Origin of the sequence: Thermogutta sp. (assembly GCF_039793925.1) — a bacterium.
Classification (GTDB): Bacteria; Planctomycetota; Planctomycetia; order Pirellulales; family Thermoguttaceae; genus Thermogutta.
On the sequence record NZ_JBAMME010000199.1, the window covers coordinates 73,410 to 96,139 of the forward strand.

The window sequence follows — 22,730 nt, forward strand, 5'->3', positions numbered from 1 at the left end:
ACGCATCAATTATAAGCGAGCCTGGCCGTCGGGATGTTGTCGTCTTTGTGTGAATAATAAGCAAAGTGTTGCCTCACCCAGTGGGCTGGTCCGATGAGCCGTGACGGCGAAGGAATTCGTCCCGGAGTTGGCGGACCAACTCCTCCCGCCTTTCAAACAACCGTTTGAGGGGGCGGCGGGAGCGTCGGGTCAGAGCGTACGACGTGAGAAGCGGCATGGCCACAGTGGAATCAATGTAACACACCACCGAGTCCGGCACACGATCGGGATCGACCTTTCCCCAGCTCACCGCTTCTTGAGGGGTAGCCCCGGAGAGTCCACCGGTATCCGGCCGCGCGTCGGTAAATTGCAGGAAATAATCGTGGCCTTTCGTCTCAATTTCCAGAATATCGGTCACATGAGGAGCCGTTTGAAGCACGAAGTTCTTGGGACTTCCTCCGCCGAAAATGACCACTGCTGAGCGGCGTCCTTCCTGCTTCGACCAGTAGTAAATGGCCGCCGTCTCGTTGACGTCGGCAAGAGGATCGAGTACGAGCTGCGAATCGCGAAAGCGCTCGGCGGCGGCCACCATCCCGATGGTGGAGTCGCCCGGAGAACTAGTGTAGACCGGCACACCGCAACGGTAGGCTGCAGCGAGCACGGAAACGTGCGGAAGTCCCGCCTTCTCCTCGGCTTCCGCCGCGTATTTCCCCATGTGATGGTGCAGCTCGGCAGTGGTAAGTCGGCCCTGAAATTCTGGGCGAACGAGCATTTCCTGGACCCGCCGGTCCGTTTCAATCAAGCATTCGTCGAGGGAAAGAAGCACATCGTAAATCCGCACCACACCCACCTCATGGAGATAACGATCGTCGTAGCGGAAGTCCCCGGCCACCAGTTTGTAATTAAACGCAAAGTGAAGGTCGTGGTAGAGATTGGCGCCCGTGCTCACAATCCAGTCCACGAAACCGGCCTCGATGAGCGGGACAATGCAGGAAGGCCCCAGTCCAGCGGGAGTGAGGGCGCCGGCCAGCGATATTCCGACCGTCACCTCCGGTTCGAGCATTTTTCGGGTGAATAGTTGGAGCGCTTCTCTCAACCTTCCGGCGTTGTACGCCAGAAAGCACTGATCGATCAGGTCAGCCGCCGACTCATCACCTTTTATCTCTGGGGGCAGAATGCGTCGGCCGGAAAGCAGCATGTCGTGTTCGGATTTATGGTTTCGTCGTGGGCAATCCTTCATCGCGGAGAACTCCAAAGGATTGTTTGTCCAACTGTTTTTCGAAGCTTAAACCCGTAAGCGTCCGGGGTGCTCGGGCCGGCTATCTCCTGCGAAAACAAGTTCGACAGAAACGAAGCAAGCCGCGTTCCGTGGCTGGGCACAATTTCCGCGTTTCTTGGTGGCTTGCTCACACCGGTGTTGGAGGTACCCCGAGGAAGTCTGTAGGAAGAGTTAATTAAACCCCAAAAATCGGGGGTTAGAAAGGGCCCAAGCGCTGAAATTTTATCGGGGTGCCACGTCGACACCAGTTAGAAAACGGCGGATTTCCTCTCGGCGGGGCAATTTCTGCCATTTTCATCGAAAAGGTATCGACGCGCCGTCAGTTTTGTCAGCCAAAAGTGTCCGCGATGAGACCCCGCCAATAATGTCTTGTGCGTTGTGCGCTTGACAGCGCCGGCGCAATAAGGGAGGCGCAGATTCCCAATCCCGCATCGATTTTGAGTCTTGCGGTGCACAAACGGCTGCTCATCGGCAGATTTCCGAGATGGTAGGTGGACGGTTCTCAGCGATTCGGGAGGTGACGCTATGAGGCGGTTCGTTCGACCTCTGGTTCTCGTGGCCCTGGGATTAATGCTGCTGTGGGGCCACCCGGTTCTCGCAGAAGAGTCCGGAAAGGCAGCAAAACCGCAAAACATCATCCTCATTGGATGGGATGGTGCACAACGGGCGCACGTGATGGAATGTTTGCAACGCGGGGAGCTCCCCAACCTCCAACAGCTCGCCAAAGAAGGGGCCCTCGTCAACATCGACGTCGTCACGGGGGCGACCGACACCAAAGCCGGGTGGACGCAGATCCTTACAGGTTACAATCCTGAAGTCACAGGGGTCTACAGCAACGGGCGATACCGGGATGTTCCCAAGGGCCTGAGCGTTTTTGAGCGTCTCAAGGAGCATTTCGGCCCCGATTTTGTGTGTGTCGCGGTGATCGGTAAGCGGGAGCACTGCGGTGAAATCCGGGAGCCATTCAAACGGCAGATTACTGATGAGGAAGCGGCCAAGATTCAGAGCCAACGTGAAGCGCAAGCCAAGCAACAGGCGCAGGCCCGACAACAAGGCCAGCAAAAACAGCAGGCGCAGCCCGGTCAAGCAGGCCAGAGGCGGGCTCAGCAGAAAGCTGGGCAGCCAGCCCAACCCGGCGCAGGTCGGCAAGTCATTGGTCGGGTTGTCGAAGAGAACGGCGTCAAATATCTCGTTTTCGAAGGCTCGCCGTATTACACCATGCACAAAGCCTGCGATGTTTGGGAATATGGTTTGATGGAGGACGAGAAAGTCGGTTCGCGGGCTATTGAGCTTTTGGAAAAGTACCGCGATAAGCCGTTTTTCTTCTTTGTGCATTTTGCGTCTGTGGATCATCAGGGGCATCGCTTCGGAGAAAATTCTAAGGAGTACAACGATGCCCTCATCTCCAACGACGCATGGCTGGGCAAGATCGTTGAAAAGCTGAAAGAGCTTGGTCTGTACGATAAGACACTCATTTATGTGACGGCTGACCACGGATTCAATGAAGGAACCACGAACCACAGTTATGCCCCTTATGTGTTCCTGGCGACAAACGATCCCCTGGTGAAGCGGGATGGGATGCGGCAGGACATTGCTCCGACAATTCTTGCGCGGTTTGGAGTGGACCTGAGCAAGCTTCAGCCGCCGCTGGACGGCGAACCGTTGACGCAGCCCGCTACGAAGCCGGTTTTAAAAGCTCCGGAAACCCCACCGGCAAGAGCCCAGGGAGTCCGGGCACAGAGGCGGGGAGGGCAGCGACGCGCTCAACAAGGTCAGGCGGCACCCGCCACACAGGCTCCCTAAAGGCCAGCGGGCCGTTGATCTGCCGTAGGAACACGTGGGAGGCAGAAACCCGTCACCCGTGAGCTCGTCCGTGGGTAGGGGTGAAACAACTCGCCCCTACCTTTTTTGTTCGTTTGGCAATATTTTTCATTCAGAAGGGCCGCTGCGGTTTGAAGGAGATAGGGCTTCCAAGGCCTTGAGCTTGTAAATGAGTGCCCGCCGGCTGATGCCTAACTTTTTAGCGGCCAACGTTCGGTTGCCGCCGCACTCGGCAAGGGTGGACAGGATTGTTGCCCTTTCCACTGCGGAGAGACGGCCTACCTCAAATTCTCGGGTCACTTCCTGCGCCGAAGACGCCAGGGCGGCCAGCTCGGGTGGGAGATGCTCCGGAAGGATGATATTTCCCTGCGCGAGCAAGCACGCCCGCTGGATCGCGTTTCGCAATTGCCGCACATTTCCCGGCCAGTGATATGAGAGCAGAGCGGCCATCGCCTGTGGTGAAAATCGTACGGGTTGGCGCGCAAACTGACGGCCGAAAAACTCGGCCAGCGGGAGAATATCCTCACGGCGCTCCTTCAACGGGGGGACAGTGAGTTCCACCACATTGATGCGGAAATAGAGGTCTTCGCGAAACCGCCCGGTTTTTACAAGTTCCTCGAGATTGCGGTTGGTGGCCGCGAGGAGCCGGAAGTCGGCCTTTACAGGTTTTTCACTGCCAACGGGGATGATCTCTCCAGTTTCCAATGCCCGCAATAGCTTGGCCTGAACGGTGAGAGGCAGTTCCCCAATTTCGTCAAGAAACAGGGTGCCCCCGTGCGCTGAGCGAAAATATCCTATGCGGTCCGCAGTTGCCCCGGTAAACGCCCCAGCAACATGCCCGAAAAGCTCGCTCTCGACGAGTGATTCCGGCAAACCTGCGCAATTGGCAGCAACGAATGGGCCCTCTCGTCGAGAACTCCAGTCGCGAATGAGCCGTGCCACCACCTCCTTTCCACTGCCGCTTGGGCCAAGGATCAAAACTGGGGCCTCTGATTGTGCGACGAGATAAGCTGTTTCCAGAACCTTCTGAAACGCGGCACTCACGCACACCACGTGGGAAGGCAGCGGCGGTAAACGCGATGTCGTGGCAAGCTCGTCAGCACGCCCCACGTGATCAAGAATGGCGGTTTCCAATTCCTCAAGATCGACGGGCTTGAGGAGATAATCGACGGCCCCAATCTTCATCGCTTCCACCGCCTCGCGGACATCGCCGTAAGCAGTGATCAGAATGACCGGGATTTCAGGGTGGTTTTTCCTTAATTCCGGCAAAAATTCCAGCCCCGATTTCCCCGGTAATCGAACGTCCAGAAGCACAAGAGCAGGATGTTCTTGAGCCATTCGTTGCCCTGCTTCGGCGGCTGAAGCCGCTTCCATGGTGCGAAAGCCCAGTGACTGCACCACCTCGGCAAACAGCTTGCGGTGGGCCTCGTCGTCATCCACGATCAGAATCAGCGGCTGCTTGCTGGGGTTACCGCGCATGGGCATGGGATGTAGATGTCAAGGTTATTTTTTACCCCAGTCTGGCGTGCGACCAAGCTTCCCGAAAATTGCGTTCTTTGGCCTTTTAGGGTTTCCGCTGCCCTGGGGATTCAGGGTTTGATGCAAGGTCTCCTTGGGCTGAGGTGCAGGTTCCGCGTCGTGCCGCTCTCTCGGAAGTGCACGTGTGTTTCCGTTTCTGCAAAGGGATTAAGATGCGAAACACAGAGCCGCCTTGTGGCACGGGCTGGTACTGAATGTCCCAGCCATGGGCCTCAACAACTTTGCGAACCAGGGCCAATCCCAGGCCACTCCCCTGCGGATCGGTTGAGAAATACGGCGTAAATAGTCGCGGAATCAGCTCTGGGGGAATCCCTGGCCCGTGATCTCTCACTTCAATTGTACAGCAATTGGAAGAGACACGCGTGCTAATCTCTATGGACGTTCCCGGGTACGTGAATTTGACCGCATTGTGCAGCAGATTGAAGAGTGCCTGACGAAGTAGCTCGGGATCAGCCCAGAAAACGATCGGGTGGTCTGGCTGTTCATAGTGACAGCGAACGGCTTTGGCATCGCAATCGGGCTCCAGGAGTGTGAGAAGCTCCTGAATGATGGGCTCCGGATTGACAGGCTCCCAGCGCGGCAGACACGGTTTTGCGAAAGTAAGGAACTGCGTCAAACGAGCGGCCAGCCGATCACATTCTTCCATGACCAGGCGGGCTTCGCGGGCAACTGGCGAGTGCAGCTCTTCACTCTGCGCGATTTTTTGGGCCCAACCTCGAATAAGCCCTAATGGATGGCGCGTTTCATGAGCCAGACCGGCGGCCGCCTGCCCTAGTTCCTCATAGTGTTTGGCCCGTAATTCGGCCAGTCGGCGCTCGTGTTCCGCAGTCAAAGCTCTGGCGGCAAGGCTCCCTACGACAGCGAGCAGCCCGAGACACCCCAGGCCAGTCCCGAGCTCGACGAGGCGACTGATCGCGGCCCGATGCACCTGCGCGTCGTAATCGGACCGGTCAAGAAGCAAAATAACAACGAAGATTCCCCCATTGGCAAAGGGGCTGGGACGTTCCTGTTCCGTGGCCTCGCGGAACCAGCGTCCCCAGCCGAAGCCTCGCCCTCGCCCCGATGCCTCTAGCGGTAGTGGCGAAAGCTCGAAAGGCTTCTGGATCAGGAAACCTTCCGGAAGTCTGGCCCAATCGTTCGGCGGAATGTCCAAGAGGTTTGCTCCGGCTCGAAGTAAGAACCGGCGACTGTTGTCGGTGATTGCTGCCGCTAGCACGTCATGAGAGTGGACCAGTTCATCAAGGGCCACCTGAATTTGCTGATCGAAAAAGGCCCCCAGTCGCCGATGGGAACGGATCGCTCCAATAACGGCTTTGGCCAGGGCGTCGGCCTGCCCGCGGACGATTTCTTCCGCAGCCATTTGGTCCGTCTGCCATTCGCGCCACTGCCACGCCACAAAAAGCAGTGCCACTGCGAAAAGGAACACGAAGGCCAATAGGCCGCCTGTGTTCGGGAGGCTTCTCAATCTTCGCCTATTGTCTTTTTGCGAAGGAGTTTCCACTGAGGGAAGGTGTGGGAACGCAGAGCTCGCTAGCGTAGAGGACGCGTCCTTCATAATGTTTGTGGACTCCCTGAAAGTCTGTGAAAATGGCGGGAGACCTGTTTTGATCTCCCGCCGTTGTAAAGCCGATTACTTGGCGCTGTCAACCACGGAGCCGTGAGCGGAATTCACCAACCCCAGCGGAATTCGTAGTAGTCACAGATGCCGTTGCCGTTTCGGTCCACGAAGTAGGGTCCGGCCCCCATTCCCCTACCGGGGCCACGCATGCCGTATCCGCTTCCCCGTCGAGGACCGAAAGCGGGAGACGCCGGTCCAAAACCTGGACCAGGCCCACGGCCGGGGCCCATACCCATCGCATACCCGGGACCTCGTCCCAGCCCCAATCCGAGACCGGGCCCACCCCAAGGACACACGCCCATAGCCGGATTCGCGACCGAGGCAGGACCAGCTTTGACCCACTCGGCACGAAGGTCACGAAGCTTGGCCTCCAAGTCGGCAATGCGCTGGCTGTCGGGTTGGGGTTTGGCCCGTTCTTCGGCCAGGGCTGTCATGGTGCGGAACCATTCGGCGCGGAGTTCCGCCACCTTAGAAACCGCGGATGCCGATGCCGTGGCAACAGCAGACGCTGGGGTGTTTGCCGCCTCGGACTCCCCTGCCCACACAGTTGTGGGAAGTACTAGAAGAGCCATTCCGACTAAACTTACTACAAATCGTTTTGCACACATGGTGGTGTCCTCCACATTTCAGAGTTACTTGTGTTCGATATTCCTCGCGACTCTCCAACGATGTTCAGGTCGGCGCCGACCCGTTTGCTGAGTTAAGCACAACCGATGCCAAAGCGCATTTTCTGAGCTGTTGGTGGGTCAAACCTGCCAGAACAGCGGCAAAGATCTGGATTTCCCCTGGGCGCAGGTGGGCCAGACCGCGATCAAATTCCTCACCGACCGCGAAATATTTGCAGGGGCGCGGCGGTGAAACGCTTTATCGCCGTGTGCAATTTCTGCACAGCTTGCCGGTCCAGGGGAAGTTCGAGAAAAGAGGGCAGGAATTCATCTTGGGCCTGCTTTAAGCTAAGATTGGAAAGAGTCATCCGCCAGTTTTGTCCATTTTTCCTGCCAATTTTCTTTTGCCGGAAAGATCACTGACGATCCTTGACAATGTAGGCGCACAAAAAATGAAGGTCACGGTCGAACAAGTTTTCGAAGCCGGTGTGGTGGGAGCCGGTGGTGCCGGTTTTCCCACGCATGTGAAACTATCTGCCCGTGCCGATACTGTCCTTATCAACGCAGCGGAATGCGAACCGCTCCTGCATAAGGACAAAGAGATTCTCCGCGATTACACGGACATAGTATTGGAAGGCCTCCAAATTGCCATGCAACTGGTGGGAGCGGAACGGGGCGTCATCGGCATCAAAGGAAAGTATCACGATGTCATCGAAAAGCTGGAACGGTTAATTCCTCCGCGGGTGGAGATCGTTCCTCTCCCTGATGCCTATCCGTCGGGTGACGAATTCATTCTCGTGTACGAGGCACTGGGACGCATCATCCCACCTGGTGGAATACCTCTCCATGTGGGGGCGGTGGTGATCAACGTGGAGACGGCATTCAACGTCGCACAGGCCGCTTCCCAACCAGTTGTGGAAAAGTATTTGACGATCGCTGGAGCGGTCAAAGAGCCCGTGACCCTTCGGGTGCCGGTTGGTGTGACACTGGCAGAATGCCTCGAGCTGGCGGGCGGTGCAACGGTGGAAAATCCCCAGTTGATGGTGGGCGGGGTGATGATGGGGTATCTAGAAGAGAACCCGCAGGCTCTCGTGGACAAAACGACGGGCGGTGTCATTGTTCTCCCTGAGGATCACATCGTCATCCGGCGGCGCCGCCAGGACTGGAAACAAATTGCACGAATAGGACGATCGGCCTGCGATCAATGCAGCTTCTGCACGGAATTGTGCCCGCGGTGGCTGCTCGGGCATCCCATCGAGCCCCACCGCGCCATGCGCAGCCTCGGCTTCAATCTGGTGGGCGAAGCCAACGTGCAGGGCACTGTGTTCTGCTGCGAGTGCAATCTGTGCAGCCTGTACTCCTGCCCAGAAGACCTTGATCCGAAAAACGTCTGCGCGCAGAACAAACGCCGAATTCTTGCAGAAAAGCGACGGTGGGAAAACCCTCCATTCGTTCCAGAGAGAGCAGACCGGCTGCTCAAGAACCGCCGCGCTCCCACAGCTCGGTTGATGCGGAAACTGGGCCTGACGGTTTATCCCAACGTAGGGCCACTCGTGGAACGAACCGTCGTCCCACGACGCGTAGGAATCAAGTTAAAGCAGCACGTGGGAGCCCCCTGCGAGCCGGTCGTTCAGGTCGGTGACAGGGTGGAACGTGGCCAGGTGATCGGGCGTCCTCCGATGGCAAATGGAAAACCCGCCCTGGGCGCCCCTGTGCACGCGTCGATCGCAGGACGGGTGAGTGCGATTAACGACGGAATTATCTGGATTGAACGGGAGTAACATACCGCCCTTGATTTGGCACATACGCCAAAGCATGCAAATACAGAATTGGAAAAAGGAAGGAGTAAACGATGGCAGAAATTCAACCCACTGGCCGAGCCATCGCAGCCGTTGAACTGTCGAGCGTGGGAGTTGGCTATGAAGTGGAAGACGTGATGCTGAAGGCAGCCTCCGTGGACCTTCTCATCGCGCGGACAATTTGCTCAGGAAAATACCTCATTATCGTCGGCGGGTTGGTCAGCGACGTCCAGGCGGCTCTGCAGGCGGGGCTTGCCGCAGCCCGGGATTCTGTGATCGACGAACTGCTCATACCGAATGTCCACGAGTCGGTGTTCCCGGCCCTTGGGCAATCGGTGGTCCTGGATCGCGATCACGCGGGGGCCTTGGGGGTCATTGAAACATTCAGTGGTACCGCTGCTCTGGCAGCAGCCGACCGGGCAGCCAAGGCCGCTCGCGTCACCCTCTTCAGAATTCACGTTGCGATGGCCCTGGGGGGAAAGGGGCTGGTTCTCATGACGGGGTCTGTGGCCGACGTTCGGGCAGGTGTGACAGCCGGAGCGGAGGAAGCCCGCTCCCGGGGATTGCTGGTCTCCGAAGTGGTCATCCCGCGACCATCGCGAGAACTCTTTGCCGATTACCTCTGACACCTCCGGAAGCGGTAGGATTGTGAGACGGGATCTTTTCGGCAGGAAACGGCATCCAAGGGGAAAGCGTCCACCCCCTGGGGTATCGCGTTACAATGAAACCGGGAGGAAGAGGCCCGAAACAAGTGTTGGCCCTATCCCTTTTCCGCATCAAGCGGCAGCACGCCCGGTTTCCCGTTATTCATATCCGAACGTCTGTAGTATGTCAGTGAGCCATGGATGTCTCTGCTGAAACATGCCACATTCCGGTGATGCCCCAGGAAGTCCTCAAATTCCTGGACCCGCAACCTGGGCAGATCATTGTGGACGCCACATTAGGAGGGGGTGGACATACACGGCTGATTGCCCAGCGCGTTTGGCCGGGGGGTGCCGTCATTGCATTGGACCGCGATCCTGCGGCGGTGCATCGTGCAGAAAAAAATTTGGCGGCCTTGCCAGTGCGAATTGTGCAGGGGAATTTCCGAGATTTGCCAGAAATCTTGGAGGACCTGGATGTAGAAACGGTCGATGGCATTCTGCTTGACCTGGGGATGTCGAGTGATCAGTTGGCCGATGTCAGCCGCGGTTTTAGCTTCCAAGCCGACGGACCGCTCGATCTGCGGTTCGATCCAACTTCCGGAGAGCCTGCGTGGACATTGGTCAATCGAATGGGCGAAAAAGCCCTGGCCGATCTCATCTACCGCTATGGCGAGGAACGGTTTTCCCGGCGGATTGCCGCCCGAATTGTGGAAGAGCGAAAAAAGAGCCCGATCAAATCGGCACGCGACCTAGCGGAACTTATCTGTCGCGTTGTGCCTCGGCATCGGTCCGGTGGCATCCATCCGGCGACGCGTACTTTCCAGGCACTGCGGATCGCCGTTAATGACGAACTGGGAGCCCTCGAAACGGCGTTACGGCGCTATCCAGATATTCTCCGACCTGGTGGCCGCCTCGTGGTAATTAGCTTTCATTCGCTGGAAGATCGCCTGGTGAAGGAAGCTTTCAAATCCGATCCCCGGTATACGGTCCTCACCAAGAAACCGATCACGCCGAGCGAAGAAGAAATAGCGGCCAATCCACGGGCACGAAGTGCTAAATTGCGGGCGGCCGCTCGAACCTGAAGGCCTCGCACCATGTTTCACGGTACCTTCGGGAACGACACGCTGGTCGCGAGCCCTCAGAGGGCGTGCTTGTCAGGTCCGTTTACTGAGATTCGGGGACCCACCCCGATTCACCGGTCACGACGAGCGTGACCCTCCGACATTCAACGGACCCCGTGGCAGGCGTCTCTTCAAAGGACCGTGCTCCACATCCGGGCCATGAGACTCACACCGTTTGATCTTTTGAGATTTCAGCGAATTTGGTAAAACACGTCTGATTTGGTGCACTTACCTGCAAAGAAACCCACCATAGAAGTGCAATTGATAGCGGCTGCGTGAATTCGATACCAGAGAATCCTTTGTCCGTTTATGAAGAACTTTGGCAAGATTCTGAGGTATGTCATTCGACAGCCCCTGGCGCTGCTGGGTGTCAGCGTCACCGCCTTGGCGGTCGGGGTTCTGTGGGGAGGTAACATTTCGGCCATTTATCCGATCGTGGAGGTCGCATTCCGGGGGGAATCGCTTCACTATTGGGTAGATATGAAAATCGAAGAGTGCCGCAAGGCGGAGCGGGCGATCCGGAAAGAGCTTGCCGCAATGGCTGACTCCTCGAGCGAGGTGACACCAAACCAGGAAGCTCGGTCCCAGCGATCGGTGGAACCTCCGCAAGGCCAGCTTTCCGACCGGGTACGCACCCTGGAGGCGGAGCTGGCTCAGGTACAACTCCGGCAGCGCCAGTACGAATGGTTGCGGCCGTGGATTCGGCGATTGACGCCTCGAGATCCGTTTTCGACACTCTGTTTCATTCTCGGCTTACTTCTCCTCGGGACGGTGTTAAAGAGCGCTGCACTGGTGACCAACTCCATTTTGGTTGCGCGGGTGGCCCATCAGACGATCCTTCAGCTTCGCCGTCAGCTTTTTGCCCATGCGCTGCGACTGGAGATCAATCGGCCTGGTCAGGAAAGCGCCGCGCAGATGATGAGCCGTTTCACCCACGACATGAACGCCATCCAGGGGGGATTGACGATCCTGCTCGGCAAGATGACGCGTGAGCCACTGAAAATGTTTGCGTGTCTGGCTGGGGCGGCCTACATCTGCTGGCCGCTTCTCGTTTTCTCTTTACTCGTGGTTCCACCGGCGGGTTGGGCGATCTGGCGTCTGGGCCGACTTCTCAAAAAGGCCAATCGCAGGGCGATGGAGGAGATGGCCCAGCTTTATGGAACGCTGGAGGAAGCCCTGCGGGCTCTCCCTATCGTTAAAGCGTTCACCATGGAGCCTTTTGAACGTCGACGCTTTTTTGAAACATGTCGTCGCTACTATGCCAAGGGCATGAAGATCGCAATGTACGATGCGCTCACCAATCCGGTTACGGAGGTGCTGGGTATCACCATCATCAGTCTTGCGATGATCGCCGGAGCCTATCTTGTTCTCCACCAGGACACAACTTTTTTCGGAGTCTCGCTTTCCAGCCAACCGCTATCTATGCCAGAATTGGTGCTGTTCTACGCCTTGCTTGCAGGGGCTGCTGATCCAGTGCGGAAACTCTCGGACGTCTTCTCGGGCCTTCAGGCCGCGTTCGCGGCCACCGATCGCGTGTATGCACTGCTGGAGCGGGCGCCCGAGGTTCGCGAAAAGCCGGACGCTCGGGTGATTCCGCGGCATCGAAAACACCTGGTGTTCGACCACGTATGGTTTGGCTATGTCCCAGATCGGCCCGTCCTTCGCGATATTAACCTGACCATTCCGTTTGGGGAATCTCTGGTGATTGTGGGCGGCAGCGGATGTGGGAAAAGCACCCTCGTGGGGCTCATTCCCCGCTTTTTTGATCCCCAGCAGGGCGAAATCCGACTAGACGGGGTGCCGCTTCCCGATATCCGCCTGCGGTCGCTCCGCAAACAGATCGGCCTGGTCACTCAGGAACCGGTTCTTTTTCACGATACGATTCTCAACAACATCAAATACGGGTCTCCCCATGCCACCGATGAACAGGCCATCGAGGCGGCACGAGCGGCCCACGCGCATCATTTCATCGAGCAACTACCCCATGGTTACGACACTGTTCTCGGTCCGATGGGGGCGGGCCTATCCGGAGGACAGCGTCAGAGGATTGCTCTGGCCCGCGCAATTCTTCGGGATCCCGCCATCCTCATTCTGGACGAGGCCACCAGTCAAATTGATGTGGAAAGCGAGCAGCTTATTCAGGAGGCGTTGGAAAAGTTCATTAATGGGCGGACGACGATTATGATCACCCATCGGCTCAGCTCGATCGGCCTCGCCGATCGCGTGATGGTCATGCAGGACGGCCAAATCGTCGATATCGGCAGCCATGACGAGTTGCTCGCGCGGTCGGCAACCTATCGGCGTTTCCATTCGTTGCAATACGAGGATCTCCGCGCGGCGTGATCCCTGTTAGGTGGCAGAAAATGGTCAGGTTGAATCTTGCGACCCAGTGAACTCTTTCCGGAACCGGTCCGCGATCAAACTTCACGAACGTCCTCCCGCGGGGTCCCTGGGGTGACATCACTCGACATTGGAAGCATGAAGAAGGTGGCCTCCATCCTGCTTTGGTGTGTCAAATTAGCAGCGATGCTGGTTGTATTTCTGATTTGCTTTGTTTTGGGTTCGTCTGCCGTAGCCGCCGCACTTCCATCTGATCTCCCTACGGAGCCGGGCCCCGTTCCTTCAAGGATTGCGTTTGTGCTGATTGCCGCCGCTCATGTGATGGTGGTTACCCTGTTGATCGCTGGATCACAATTGGGTGGTTGGAAGTTGGCCGTGGTGATTTCGCTGGCCTATTTTGGGGCCGTAACCGCGCTTCCCCAATTGGAGACCTGGTACTTTCTGGCCGGCCGAACAGTCGATCCTCGTCTTTTGCCACGCCTGTTTCTGATGGGAGTTCCGCCCGCGTTTCTTTTTGTTCCTTTCAGCGTTTGGGTTCTGGGAAAAGGAAGGAGCCAGATCCATCCTGAGGTTGCCCCCTGGGGAGCTTTCCGGGTCTGCCACTGGTTGAAGAGAGCCCTGCCGCTGGCGATGTTGTATGCGGTTCTGTATTGGATGGCCGGTTATTTCATCGCCTGGCAAAACCCTCAATTGAGGGAATTTTACGGGCAGCCCGGTCCTGTGGAGCCGTTTCTCTCCCACACATTTCGCACGCTGCGCGACGCGCCTTTATTTTGGGTGTTTCAACTGATCCGAGGAATGCTCTGGGTGGCATGCGCGACACCGATCGTTTATGGTTCTCGCTGGGGGCCGGTGACGACTGCCGCTCTCGTAGCGCTATTCTTTAGCCTTCCGCAGAATCTCATGCTGCTCTTGCCCAATCCGTTGATGCCTTCGGCGAGTGTCCGGCTGACGCATCTGGTGGAAACTGCTTCCTCTTCGTTCGTGTTTGGTATCCTGGTGGCCTGGGTGTTGGCTGGGTTTCCGAAGCCGCGTCGCCGAGAGTAAAATCGGCTTAATTGACGCCCGGCCTCCTTCACCCGGGGCCTACACAACAGGATTCGTCCGAAAACGGGTTTGCGTTCCCGCCGTGTGCTCGAGAAATGAACCATCCTTTCCGAGCCACCGTATCGGTGAGTGAGAATCTCTGGTTGATAGATACACAATTTGCGGTTTTTTGGCGACAGAAGTAGGCCTTATGACATTTCCGCAAGACCAAGCACCCTTGCTACTCCTCCAGGACGTCCGCAAGTCGTTCCGCGAGCCGGACGGAGGCGAACTCCCCATACTGGATATTCCGGAGTTTACTGTGGAAGCGGGCGAACAGGTTGTCATCGTGGGAGAGAGCGGGTGTGGGAAAACCACGCTGCTTCACATCATCGCGGGAATCAGCCGGCCCGACGAAGGCCAAGTCCGTATCGCCGGGTGGGATATCACCCTCCTCTCGGAGGCGGAATGCGACCGGTTCCGAGCGGAGAACATCGGCTACGTGTTCCAAACTTTTAACCTTTTGCCGGCTTTTACCGCCCTGGAAAATGTGCTGTTGGGAATGACATTCGGTCGGGGCAAGCCGGACGTCAAACGGGCAAAACAGCTTCTGGAACGCGTAGGACTGGGGCATCGACTTCATCATAAACCACGACAGCTTTCGGTCGGGGAACAGCAACGGGTATCGGTAGCCCGGGCACTCGCCAATCGGCCGAAGCTTATTCTGGCGGACGAACCCACAGCCAATGTCGATTCCAGCAACCAGCAGGCGGTGCTGGATTTGTTGCGGGAAGGGTGCCGGGAGGAAAACGTGGCCCTCATTCTTGTGACGCACAGTCCTGAGGTGGCCCGGCAGTTTCCCCGTATCGTTCATCTCCCCGATATTAACCTGGTTCTGTCCCAACGTCAGAGGTGAGGGAAAAGTTTCCCAGGGGATTGGCCCCGCTTTCGATTGGCGTAATAAGCAGAGGACAAACGACAAGAGATTCATCACATATGCCTCTCTGGAAAATTGCCTGGCGAAGCATTCAACATCGGGCGGTGGCGTCGGCGCTCACGGCTTTCTCGATGGCCTTGGGCGTGGCCCTGGTGGTGGCGGTCCTGGTGATCTACCACGTGCTGGATCGTTCCTTTCGACGCAGTTCGCAGGGGTACGACATGATTGTCGGCTCCGCCAAGGGGGGGCCTTTGGAACTGGTGCTGAGTACCGTTTACTACCTCCAGCCGCCGCGGGGGACTATTCCGTATCAAGTTTACGAAGACCTCCACCACGGCCAGTTTGCCACCGAGGTTGCGGCGGCCATTCCCGTATGCATCGGCGGCAGCTACGCCGGTTATCCGGTGATTGCCACCGTTCCCGAAATGTTTGAAGAGTTTCGTTACCTTGGCGACCGTCCCTATGAGTTCGAAGAAAATGGACGAAATTTCCGGCGTGATGCACCATTTGAGGCCGTCATCGGGGCGACTGTGGCGCGGAAGGCGGGGCTGAAAGTCGGAGACACGTTCCGCGTCACGCATGGCTTCGGTTCCCAGGGTGGCCATGAGCATCCCGAGGAATTCACAATCGTGGGGGTGCTTAAGCCCACCGGAACACCCAACGACCGCGGAATCTTTGTGAACATCGAAGGGTTCTGGAAGCTCCATCTCCACGACCAGCAGCAATCGGCAAGCTCGGAAGGGGAAACCCAGAGCGAAGAACATAACTCCGCAACGAGCTCCAGTCACGAGGAATCAGAGCCAGCTCACAGCGAAAACGAGAAGCTGCTGACGGCCGTTCTGGTAAAACGAGACTGGACAAATACGGCCAGGGCCTTGGCGCTCCCGCAACTTGTTGGCAAAGAGCCGGGCGTTCAATGCGTCATTCCCGCGGAGGAGGTCGCCAAACTGTTCGAAGGATTGCTGGGGAATATTCAGACCGTGCTGCTCATTTTCGCAGTGCTCATTGTGGTGGTGGCGGGGATCGGTCTGATGGTAAGCATTTACAACTCAATGAGTGAGCGACGCCTGGAAATCGCGATCATGCGGGCGCTGGGGGCCAAGCGTACCACGGTGATGGCGGTCATCCTGCTGGAGTCAATCCTCCTCTCACTCGGTGGTGGGGCTTTTGGGGTCTGTTTGGGCCACGGACTGATCGGCGCTTTTTCGGGCGTCATATTCGAAGAAACCGGAGTCCAGATTTCCGCCCTCAGTTTCCAGCCCATTGAGCTTGTTTTGGTTCCAGGACTGATTATTTTAGCCTCGATCGTGGGCTATTTGCCCGCCCTCATCGCGTACCGGACGGATGTTGCCCGGGCTCTGGCCTCTGGCGTCTGATCTGGTCCCTCGGGAGTTGCAGGGGGTCTGCCATCTCGATGGCACAAGTTGCCGTATCCGCCGGGCCGGAACTTTTCTGTGGCGGTCGGGTTAATTTCCATTGGAGAGTGGTGGACGCTCTCCGGTCGGCAGCGGCTCAACAAACCCGACCCGTAGGATCTTCTTTGAGGTGTCGTGTTGCACATGTGGAGGATTGTCAGATGAGGATGCGTGCGTGGACAGCAGTGCTGGTGTTTGGTTTGGGAGTAGCATTGGTCGCGGGAACAGCTCTTGCTCAGCCGCCGGGAGGACGGGGCGGACAGCGGGGACCGGGCGGCCCCTTCGGCTTCGGCCCAAGTGGCGGCATGGGCGTCCAGTTCCTCCTGCGGTCTGAAAAGATCCAAAAGGAGCTGGAGTTGACAGATGACCAGAAGGCCCAGCTCCAAAAGATTGCCGAGCAAGCTCGGGAGAAAATGCGAGAGGCATTCCAGAGTGGCCAGCGCGACCCACAACGGTTCCGTCAGCTGCAGGAAGAAACCAACAAGGCCATTCAGAATGTCCTTCTGCCCCATCAGCAGAAGCGGTTAAACCAGATTCAACTCCAGTTGGGTGGAATCGCCGCGGCTGTGGAGCGGGAAGATGTTCGGAAGGAGTTGGGCATCAGTGAGGAGCAACTCACAAAGATCCGCGAGGCCCGCGACAAGGTTCGTGAGGAGCTTCGCGGCCAGCGCCCGCAGCAGGGTGAGCGTCCTGATCCCGCTCAGATGCGTGAGCGCTTCCGCGAAATGCGGCAAAAGGTAGAGGAAGCCGTGCTCGGTCAGCTCACCGAGGAGCAGAAGAAGAAATGGAACGAGATGATCGGTGAGAAGATCGACATCGACTTCAGCGAGCTGTTCCCCGCCCCGGCGGGTGGCCCCGGTGGCCCGGGCGGCCAACGTGGCGGTGGCAATCGGGGAACGTGATCCCCTGATCGAGGAATATCCGCGGGCATGAGTAACCAGGGGCCCGTTCCTAGACAAGCGATTTGATCAGTATTTTGATCGTATTAATGTCTCAACGAACGGGCCCCGATTCTTTGGCTTTTGGTTCACCTGCGGCTTTCTGGACAGATAGTTGCGGAACCTCATGAGGGTATCGGCTGTGAAATTGGAGGGGGACGATGGTGCGGGGACAAGTGCGCTGAGTCCCTTAATGGCAATCCTTAAGTGAGCGAATTTCGCTCATGACGGGGCCGGCTGTCTTTCACACCGTACCATACCCGCCTGAGATGGGCATTGTCTTACCTGCCTTGTTGGGATCATATTGAGGTCGAGCCGGTACTCGGTCGTCGGGGTCAGCAACGACCGGGAGGCCCTGGTGTGGAAGCAGAGAGCAGACCCGGGCCGAGTAGATGGAGGTTCGTGGAAAGAACGAGCGCTCCCCGTTCTTTGCGCAGCGTCCTGAACCACGGGACGTGCAGGGAGCGAGTCGTTTGACGAAGAGTGACGTTTCGATGGAAGCAGGCGAAATCCTCGTGCGAAAAGGACTTTTGACTCCGCAGCAATTGCAGCTCGCCCGGCGAAACCAGGGCGAAGGACGACGTCTCGATCAGGCCGCCGTGGGGCTGGGGTTGCTGACGGAAGAGGAAGCGCTCCGCGCGCTGGGAGAAGAGCTCGGCATCGAGTATGTGGATTTGTCCGAAGTCAAAATCGACCCCAGCATTCTGCGGAATTTCCCGGTTAAATTCATCTATCGCGAATCGCTGTTCCCCATCAAGGACGAGAATGGCACCCTGGTGGTTGCCACGAGCGATCCGTTTAATCTTTATCCGCTTGATGAACTGGCCACCGCAACGGGGAAAACCGTCATCCCCGTTCTTGCCTCTCGTGCGGAAATCGCCAAGCTCATTAAGACGTATCTCGGAGTGGGCGGGGAGACAATCGACGAATTGATTGCCCAGAGTCAACAGGAAGAAGAAAACCAGATCGAATTACTGGAAGAAATTGAGACGGATGGCTCGGAGCTTTCCCAGCTTGCCCAGGAACCGTCGGTCGTTCGGCTGGTGAACGAAATTCTCCTGGAGGCGATTGAGCTGCGGGCCAGCGACGTCCACATCGAATCGCAGCCCTCGGGGTTGAAAATCCGTTACCGTATCGACGGTGTTCTCCATCCACAGCCCGTTCCTCCTGAGATTAATCGATTCCAGGCGGCCATCATCAGCCGTCTAAAAATTATGGCCCGCCTTAATATTGCGGAGCGTCGTCTCCCGCAAGATGGCCGAATCCAACTGCGAGTGGCGGGGCGCGAAGTGGACGTGCGCGTGTCGGTAATTCCCATGATCCATGGCGAGGGAGTTGTGCTCCGTCTGCTTGACAAAGGAGCGATGGAGTTCAATCTCCGTAAACTGGGCATGGAAGAGGATGTCTATCAGAAATTCCACGAATTGATCAACTTGCCCCACGGGATCATTCTGGTGACCGGTCCGACGGGTTCTGGTAAGACAACCACGCTCTACAGCGCACTGTTAGAAATTCGCGACGAATCGATCAAAATCATCACCACCGAAGACCCTGTCGAATATCAGTTGGAAGGAATCAACCAGATCCAGGTGCACCCCAAAATCGGGTTGACTTTTGCCAACTCGCTGAGAAGCATCCTCCGGCACGACCCGGATGTCATTCTGGTGGGCGAAATCCGTGACCTAGAAACCGCGGAGAACGCCATCCAGGCATCCTTGACCGGTCACCTGGTGTTCAGCACTCTGCACACCAATGATGCGGCGGGGGCCTTCACTCGCTTAACCGATATGGGGGTGGAACCGTTCCTGGTGTCGAGCACAGTCGAGGCGGTGATGGCCCAGCGGTTGGTCCGCACACTGTGTCCGGAATGCAAAGAACCGTATCGGCCAAAACCCGAGGAACTGCCTCGCGATTTCCCCAGGGAAATCCTCGAGGAAGGTGTCCTGCTTTATCGGGCGGTTGGATGTCGAGCGTGCCGACATGTGGGATATAAAGGGCGGATCGGTATCTTCGAGCTCCTGGTCAGCAGCGAGCGCATTCGGGAACTCGCTCACGATAGGGCCAGCAGTTGGGCGATCCGACAGGCTGCTATTGAAGAAGGGATGATCACCCTTCGTCAGGACGCTTGGCGGAAAGTTTTGAGCGGTCGGACTACAATTGAAGAGATAGACCGCGTCACCCGCCCGGATGAGCATTAGACAGCTCGGTTTTCGATTTGTCGTAATGGGATGAATCGTAATGCGGCATCCGTTCCTGAAATGGATGGCACGGTAGTCGCCAAAGTGGGCGGGTGTGACCAGAGCTTTGAAAAATAGAGTGGCGGTACGTCATCGTCGGTGCGGGTGCGGCCCGTCTGGCCCTCTCGTGCGGGGAAAAGATGCCCGAGTACAGTTACGTCGCGGTTGACAGTAGCGGCAAGAAGGTGACCGGGTCGATCGAGGCGGCGACCCAGCGGGAAGCGCTTGCCACGATTGCCAGTCGGGAGCTTTATCCTGTCGAGATCCGTGCTGAGGCCCCGCCCCGACGTCTCTTTCAGCGCAGTCGCGTTCCTGCCCAAACCATGGCCGTGGTCTACGGTCAGCTCGCTGACCTCCTGCGCAGCGGCGTTCCCCTGTTGAAGGCGCTGCAAATTGTCCGCGCGCAGTCTATTCATCCGGTGCTTAAAGAAGTTCTGGGCGAAGTGGCCCGGCGGGTGGAAGACGGAGCAGGGCTGGGCGATGCCATGGCCCGTTTCCCGCACATCTTCAGCGAAATGGCCGTGAGCATGGTGCGGGCGGGAACCGAAGGCGGTTTTTTGGAAGAGGCCCTCTACCGCGTCTCGGAATTTACCGAAGCCACAGAGGATTTGCGGAAGCGCGTCAAAGGGGCGATGGCGTATCCCGTCATGCTGATGATCATCGGCACGATTGTGGTGAGCGCCCTGTTGGTCTTTCTTGTGCCGAAGTTTGAGGGGCTCTTTGAAAATCTCCGCAACCGGAACGAGCTACCCGCCTTGACCGAAGGGCTACTCTCCTTCAGTGCCTTCCTCCAATCCTGGGGGCTTTGGGTTGCGGGCGGAGTCGTGGTGGTAATTATGGCACTCCGTACATGGCTGCGAAGTGAATCGGGTCGCCGAGTTTGGGACCAATACATCATCAAGGTGCCCATTTTGGGGACGATCGTTCTGAACTTTGCGGTTGCCCGGTTTTGCCGCGTTTTGGGAACTTTGTTACGGAATGGCGTTCAGATCCTGCGAGCCCTGGAGATTGCGAGCGAAGCGACGGGAAACGTTCTTTTGGCGGAAGCAATTCAGAAAGCCGCCAAAAGCATTTCTCAGGGCCAGCGATTGGCGGTGCCCCTCGCCAGTTGCCGGCTCTTTCCTCCAATGGTGATCGAGATGATCTCAGTGGCAGAAGAGGCCAACACGCTGGAAACCGTCCTCATACAAATTGCGGAGGCCCTGGAGCGGAGAACATGGCGTCAGCTCGATGTGGGGGTGCGGTTGCTCGAGCCGATTCTCCTCCTCCTCGTGGCGTCCGGGGTTTTGGTGGTGGTCGTGGCCCTGCTTCTGCCTATCTTCAAGATGAGCCAAGCGATTTAGCCGGCAAAGTCGGCCACGGCCGCGTGACGACAGCGATCTGCATACGGTGGCCTTCAATTTTGGGGGCCTATCCCCTTCGATAATGGGGCGAAGCGTTTTCGCGTGGGAAGCGTTAGTATTTTTGGAGGGATGACTTGAAGGGACCGGCGGAAAGGGGTATATGCCCAACCGGAGAAGGGAAGAAGGTCTGATAAAGAAGGATGAGGTTGTGATGAAGCCAACGACTATTTGGAAAGTGGAGATGAATCGGGAACGCCGGCGAGGCTTGACCCTCATTGAAGTTCTCATTGTGCTGACGATTCTCCTGGTGATCGCTTCGCTGGCGGTGACAAACCTCATTCCGATGCAGCGTCGGGCGTACGAAAATGCGGCCCGGACGCAGATTAAGGCGTTTGAACAGGCCTGTGACGCCTATTATCTTGACCTCAACGATTATCCTCCCTCGCTGGATGCGCTAATCATGCCACCTGCGGACCTTCCTGATCCGACCAAGTGGAATGGGCCTTATCTGAATGCCCAAGCCGTGCCGTTGGATCCGTGGCAGCATGAGTACCTGTACATGTATCCACCTCAGCACAATACGACAGGCCGGCCCGACATCTGGTCCATGGGCCCCGACGGGGTGGATGGCACAGAAGATGACATCACAAATTGGGGCCAGTAAAGGGGTAACGCCGGGAACGGCTTGATCATTTCAAACTATGAGAACCACGTTATGGGACTTCACCGCCTCGTTTCACCGGTCGGCATGCCCGCCCGCGTCTTGCTGGCTTGCCATCAGAGCCAGCAGGAACTCTTTGGATTAAAGTCGCGTTGGGAGCGACCAGTGCGGCGAGGTTTCACGCTTGTCGAAATCATCATCGTTCTGGGAATTATCGTGATCATCGGTGGCTTGGTGCTGACGGCCATTCAGAAGCCGATGGCGGGCCGACGTCTCCAGCTCGCGGCTGATCAGATTCGGGTGGAATGGGCCCGGGCGCGGAGTCGAGCCATGGCCAGTGGTCGAATTTATTGCTTCATCTGCGAAGTGGGGGGAAGCGGATACGCCGTCCAGCCATGGAGTGACGCGGGAATCGAATCCGCCGGACTTACGGAGGCGGATCAGTCGCTGCCACCACTGGATAGTGGAAGCGCTGCCGGGTCATCGCTCCTGGGTTCGCAGAGTGGCAACATGGGCTTGGACACTGTGATCACCGGTCGGAAAGAATTGCCGGAAAAGATCACATTCGCGGACATGCAGGTGATGGACTCCAACTTGAGCGCCACCTTTTCAGAAGACGTGACCGGTTTGGGAGCGGACGCATCCATCATGGGAGCTCTGGGGACGGGCACTCCCACAGGAGGCACCGCTTCCGGTACCACCATCTTCTTTTTTCCGGATGGATCGACCAGTTCGGCCCTTCTGACGCTGCAAAACGAGTATGGACGGCGGATTGATATCTCGCTTCGTGGGCTGACCGGCTCTGTCCTGGTTGGCGATCCTTACAACGGAGAGCATGAGGAGGGCACCACACTGGTCGGGCAGCAGGGCTCTTTGCCATGACCACCGCAGCGAACACGATTGTCCGAAAGAGTTACCGCAGGCGGGAATCTCGGGGCTTCACGATCCTGGAGGTGATCCTTGCACTTGCCATTCTTTTAACGTCATTGGCAGCGATCGGACAACTCGTGTACAACGCGTATCGAAATGCTGCGCGGGTCCGGGATCTCACGCGAGCGCAACTCATCGCGGAGGCAATTCTGGCGCAGCTTAATGCGGGAGCGCTGCCGCTGGAAACCGTGGCTGATGCTCCGGTCGAAGACATTGACGACACGGCAGAACCAGGATGGCTTTACACTGTGGACATTGCCCCGCTGGAGTTGGATGGGCTGCTCAGTGTGCAGGTGATCGTGGCCCAGGACCCGAGCATGGTGGCCCATCCGGTTCAGTACAGCCTGACGCAATGGATGCTCGATCCTACGATGGAATTTACTCAACCTGGCGAACAGGAGAGTGCGGGGACAATGTCGGCTGGCTCCGCCGGGAGCGGCTCCGGGTCGGCGGAAACATCAAACGAGTAAGTGCAGTGGGGTGGGTCAGTGCATTGAA

At 57.5% G+C, this 22,730-nt stretch carries 18 protein-coding genes; 14 read left to right on the top strand and 4 right to left on the bottom strand.

From position 1 onward, the window contains the following. Positions 1-73 precede the first annotated feature (73 nt). Entirely contained in the window at positions 74-1,219 is a 1,146-nt protein-coding gene (speY, locus tag ABJK56_RS07540) for a deoxyhypusine synthase (protein ID WP_347244048.1), read from the bottom strand. 564 nt (positions 1,220-1,783) lie between these two features. Between speY and ABJK56_RS07545 the strand changes: the two genes are divergently transcribed. Continuing rightward, positions 1,784-3,061 (top strand): alkaline phosphatase family protein, encoded by a 1,278-nt coding sequence (locus ABJK56_RS07545; RefSeq protein ID WP_347244049.1) that lies wholly within the window; start codon positions 1,784-1,786, stop codon positions 3,059-3,061. A gap of 126 nt (positions 3,062-3,187) precedes the next feature. On the opposite strand, the gene ABJK56_RS07550 is transcribed toward ABJK56_RS07545, so the two are convergent. From ABJK56_RS07550 to ABJK56_RS07560, 3 genes are all read right to left on the bottom strand, one after another. Continuing rightward, complete coding sequence (locus ABJK56_RS07550; protein WP_347244050.1) at positions 3,188-4,564, bottom strand: sigma-54 dependent transcriptional regulator; 1,377 nt, start codon at positions 4,562-4,564, stop codon at positions 3,188-3,190. 79 nt (positions 4,565-4,643) lie between these two features. Beyond that, positions 4,644-6,044, bottom strand: a complete 1,401-nt coding sequence (locus tag ABJK56_RS07555) for an ATP-binding protein (protein ID WP_347244092.1) — start codon at positions 6,042-6,044, stop codon at positions 4,644-4,646. A gap of 242 nt (positions 6,045-6,286) precedes the next feature. Further along, complete coding sequence (locus ABJK56_RS07560) at positions 6,287-6,844, bottom strand: hypothetical protein (RefSeq protein ID WP_347244051.1); 558 nt, start codon at positions 6,842-6,844, stop codon at positions 6,287-6,289. 449 nt (positions 6,845-7,293) lie between these two features. On the opposite strand from ABJK56_RS07560, the gene ABJK56_RS07565 reads away from it, so the two are divergent. The 13 genes from ABJK56_RS07565 to ABJK56_RS07625 all read left to right on the top strand — a co-directional run bounded on the left by ABJK56_RS07565 (position 7,294) and on the right by ABJK56_RS07625 (position 22,702). After that, positions 7,294-8,622 carry a 4Fe-4S dicluster domain-containing protein gene (locus ABJK56_RS07565; protein ID WP_347244052.1) on the top strand — a complete coding sequence of 443 codons (1,329 nt, stop codon included), beginning with the start codon at positions 7,294-7,296 and terminating at the stop codon, positions 8,620-8,622. A 71-nt stretch (positions 8,623-8,693) separates the two neighbouring features. Beyond that, entirely contained in the window at positions 8,694-9,266 is a 573-nt protein-coding gene (locus ABJK56_RS07570; RefSeq protein WP_347244053.1) for a BMC domain-containing protein, read from the top strand. 215 nt (positions 9,267-9,481) lie between these two features. After that, positions 9,482-10,366: a 16S rRNA (cytosine(1402)-N(4))-methyltransferase RsmH gene (gene rsmH, locus ABJK56_RS07575; RefSeq protein WP_347244054.1), complete on the top strand. Its 885-nt coding sequence runs from the start codon at positions 9,482-9,484 to the stop codon at positions 10,364-10,366. Positions 10,367-10,714: 348 nt separating this feature from the next. Beyond that, positions 10,715-12,748: an ABC transporter ATP-binding protein gene (locus tag ABJK56_RS07580; protein WP_347244055.1), complete on the top strand. Its 2,034-nt coding sequence runs from the start codon at positions 10,715-10,717 to the stop codon at positions 12,746-12,748. A 135-nt stretch (positions 12,749-12,883) separates the two neighbouring features. Then, the gene (locus ABJK56_RS07585; protein WP_347244056.1) at positions 12,884-13,792 is read left to right on the top strand and encodes a hypothetical protein; all 909 of its coding nucleotides are present in this window, start codon (positions 12,884-12,886) and stop codon (positions 13,790-13,792) included. 190 nt (positions 13,793-13,982) lie between these two features. Beyond that, entirely contained in the window at positions 13,983-14,687 is a 705-nt protein-coding gene (locus ABJK56_RS07590) for an ABC transporter ATP-binding protein (RefSeq protein ID WP_347244057.1), read from the top strand. An 80-nt stretch (positions 14,688-14,767) separates the two neighbouring features. Next, positions 14,768-16,084, top strand: coding sequence for an ABC transporter permease (locus ABJK56_RS07595; RefSeq protein ID WP_347244058.1), 1,317 nt, complete (start codon positions 14,768-14,770; stop codon positions 16,082-16,084). 200 nt (positions 16,085-16,284) lie between these two features. Continuing rightward, entirely contained in the window at positions 16,285-17,025 is a 741-nt protein-coding gene (locus ABJK56_RS07600) for a hypothetical protein (protein ID WP_347244059.1), read from the top strand. 509 nt (positions 17,026-17,534) lie between these two features. Next, positions 17,535-19,259 carry a GspE/PulE family protein gene (locus tag ABJK56_RS07605; protein WP_347244060.1) on the top strand — a complete coding sequence of 575 codons (1,725 nt, stop codon included), beginning with the start codon at positions 17,535-17,537 and terminating at the stop codon, positions 19,257-19,259. Positions 19,260-19,438: 179 nt separating this feature from the next. Further along, positions 19,439-20,641 carry a type II secretion system F family protein gene (locus ABJK56_RS07610; protein ID WP_347244061.1) on the top strand — a complete coding sequence of 401 codons (1,203 nt, stop codon included), beginning with the start codon at positions 19,439-19,441 and terminating at the stop codon, positions 20,639-20,641. A 211-nt stretch (positions 20,642-20,852) separates the two neighbouring features. Continuing rightward, the gene (gene gspG, locus ABJK56_RS07615; protein ID WP_347244062.1) at positions 20,853-21,305 is read left to right on the top strand and encodes a type II secretion system major pseudopilin GspG; all 453 of its coding nucleotides are present in this window, start codon (positions 20,853-20,855) and stop codon (positions 21,303-21,305) included. Positions 21,306-21,356: 51 nt separating this feature from the next. Next, complete coding sequence (locus ABJK56_RS07620; protein ID WP_347244063.1) at positions 21,357-22,184, top strand: prepilin-type N-terminal cleavage/methylation domain-containing protein; 828 nt, start codon at positions 21,357-21,359, stop codon at positions 22,182-22,184. Further along, positions 22,181-22,702 carry a prepilin-type N-terminal cleavage/methylation domain-containing protein gene (locus tag ABJK56_RS07625; protein WP_347244064.1) on the top strand — a complete coding sequence of 174 codons (522 nt, stop codon included), beginning with the start codon at positions 22,181-22,183 and terminating at the stop codon, positions 22,700-22,702. The genes ABJK56_RS07620 and ABJK56_RS07625 overlap by 4 nt, the downstream gene beginning before the upstream one ends. The last annotated feature ends 28 nt before the right edge of the window (positions 22,703-22,730 follow it).

Bases quoted from the DNA above. Each gene is read 5' to 3' on its own strand.
- ABJK56_RS07595 (WP_347244058.1), top strand. From the start codon at position 14,768: ATGCCTCTCTGGAAAATTGCCTGGCGAAGCATTCAACATCGGGCGGTG.
- ABJK56_RS07625 (WP_347244064.1), top strand. From the start codon at position 22,181: ATGACCACCGCAGCGAACACGATTGTCCGAAAGAGTTACCGCAGGCGG.
- ABJK56_RS07585 (WP_347244056.1), top strand. From the start codon at position 12,884: ATGAAGAAGGTGGCCTCCATCCTGCTTTGGTGTGTCAAATTAGCAGCG.
- ABJK56_RS07545 (WP_347244049.1), top strand. From the start codon at position 1,784: ATGAGGCGGTTCGTTCGACCTCTGGTTCTCGTGGCCCTGGGATTAATG.
- ABJK56_RS07570 (WP_347244053.1), top strand. From the start codon at position 8,694: ATGGCAGAAATTCAACCCACTGGCCGAGCCATCGCAGCCGTTGAACTG.
- ABJK56_RS07560 (WP_347244051.1), bottom strand. From the start codon at position 6,844: ATGTGTGCAAAACGATTTGTAGTAAGTTTAGTCGGAATGGCTCTTCTA.
- ABJK56_RS07565 (WP_347244052.1), top strand. From the start codon at position 7,294: ATGAAGGTCACGGTCGAACAAGTTTTCGAAGCCGGTGTGGTGGGAGCC.
- speY (WP_347244048.1), bottom strand. From the start codon at position 1,219: ATGAAGGATTGCCCACGACGAAACCATAAATCCGAACACGACATGCTG.
- gspG (WP_347244062.1), top strand. From the start codon at position 20,853: ATGAAGCCAACGACTATTTGGAAAGTGGAGATGAATCGGGAACGCCGG.
- ABJK56_RS07600 (WP_347244059.1), top strand. From the start codon at position 16,285: ATGAGGATGCGTGCGTGGACAGCAGTGCTGGTGTTTGGTTTGGGAGTA.
- ABJK56_RS07580 (WP_347244055.1), top strand. From the start codon at position 10,715: ATGAAGAACTTTGGCAAGATTCTGAGGTATGTCATTCGACAGCCCCTG.
- ABJK56_RS07590 (WP_347244057.1), top strand. From the start codon at position 13,983: ATGACATTTCCGCAAGACCAAGCACCCTTGCTACTCCTCCAGGACGTC.
- ABJK56_RS07620 (WP_347244063.1), top strand. From the start codon at position 21,357: ATGGGACTTCACCGCCTCGTTTCACCGGTCGGCATGCCCGCCCGCGTC.
- ABJK56_RS07610 (WP_347244061.1), top strand. From the start codon at position 19,439: ATGCCCGAGTACAGTTACGTCGCGGTTGACAGTAGCGGCAAGAAGGTG.
- rsmH (WP_347244054.1), top strand. From the start codon at position 9,482: ATGGATGTCTCTGCTGAAACATGCCACATTCCGGTGATGCCCCAGGAA.
- ABJK56_RS07550 (WP_347244050.1), bottom strand. From the start codon at position 4,564: ATGCCCATGCGCGGTAACCCCAGCAAGCAGCCGCTGATTCTGATCGTG.